The 1,313-nt window shown below is 71.6% G+C and carries 1 protein-coding gene; it reads left to right on the forward strand.

Going from position 1 to position 1,313, the window contains the following annotated elements; all coding sequences use genetic code 11:
- Positions 1 to 1,313, forward strand: a 1,313-nt coding sequence (locus G4D87_RS37830) for a M24 family metallopeptidase (RefSeq protein WP_240358940.1), incomplete at both ends; no start/stop codon positions are given.

The raw sequence follows: 1,313 nt of genomic DNA on the forward strand, positions 1-1,313 counted from the left end.
GCCCTGCTCCTCGCCGCCCCCATCGCCAGCGCCGCGCCCGCCGACCCCATCGCGTCCCAGGACGCCTGGCCCCGCATCCGCAAGGCGCGCATCCAGAAGCTGTTGCCCCAGGCCATGGCCCGCGCCAACGTGGACGCGTGGGTGGTCATCTGCCGGGAGAACGACAACGACCCGCTGGCCATCCACGTCGGCTGTGAGAACGCCGGAGGCACCGCCGCCTTCCTGTTCCTCAAGCAAGGCGAGGCCGTGCGCGGCGTGGCCCTGTCACCCGAAGGCGAGGCCACCGCGCTCCGCGACGTGGCGCCGCTGGACGAAGTGGTGGCGCTGCCGCGCGGAACGAAGCTCTACGCGCAGGTGGCCTCGCGGCTGGCGGCGGCGAAGCCGAAGCGCATCGCCGTCAACTCGTCCACGTCGGTGACGGTGGCGGATGGCCTGTCCGCCACGCAGCGCGCCGCGCTGGAGAAGGCCCTGACGCCCGCGCTGCGCAAGAAGCTGGTGTCCTCCGAGGACCTCGTCTCCGAGTGGCTCTCCGTGAAGCTGCCCGAGGAGGTGGACATCCTCCGCAAGGCCGCCGCGCTGACGTCCCAACTGGAAATCGAGGCCTACCGCGCGGTGGTGCCGGGCAAGACGCGCGACGTGGACGTGGCCCGCTTCCTCCGCCAGCGCATGGCGGAGCTGGGCGTGGGCGACGCCTGGGCACCGGACCAGAACCCCAACGTCCAGAGCGGCCCCACGCGCGGCCACTCCCACGCCACCGAGCGCGTCATCCAGCCGGGAGACTTCATCCAGACGGACTTCGGCATCCGCGTGGGCGGCATGTGGGTGACGGACATCCAGCGCTTCGCCTACGTGCTGGCGCCGGGCGAGACGCAGCCGCCCAAGGCGGCCCTGGAGAAGTGGGAGAAGGGCAAGAAGGGCAGCCGCATTGCATTGGCCACCCTGAAACCCGGCGTGCGCGGCTGGGACGTGGACAAGGCCCAGCGCGACTGGATGCGTGAGGCCGGCTCCGCGCCCGTCATGTGGGGAACGGGGCACCCGGTGGGCTACTGGGCGCATGACGTGGGCCCGGCGCTCTCCGGCGCGCAGCAGGGCAAGCCCGCGGCGGGCCAGGCGGCGCGAATCGTCCGGCCCGGGCAGGTCTTCGCCTTCGACGGGTTCTTCGCGTGGCCGGACGGCGGCGAGGGCGCCCAGCGCATCATCGCCGTGGAGGAGATGGCCGTCGTCACCGAGACGGGCGCGGAGTACCTCATCCCACCGCAGGAGCTGTCTCTTATACCCATCTCCGAGCCCACAAGACAAGAAGCAACATCGTA

It is taken from the genome of Myxococcus vastator (genome assembly GCF_010894475.1).
GTDB classification, from domain to species: Bacteria; Myxococcota; Myxococcia; order Myxococcales; family Myxococcaceae; genus Myxococcus; species Myxococcus vastator.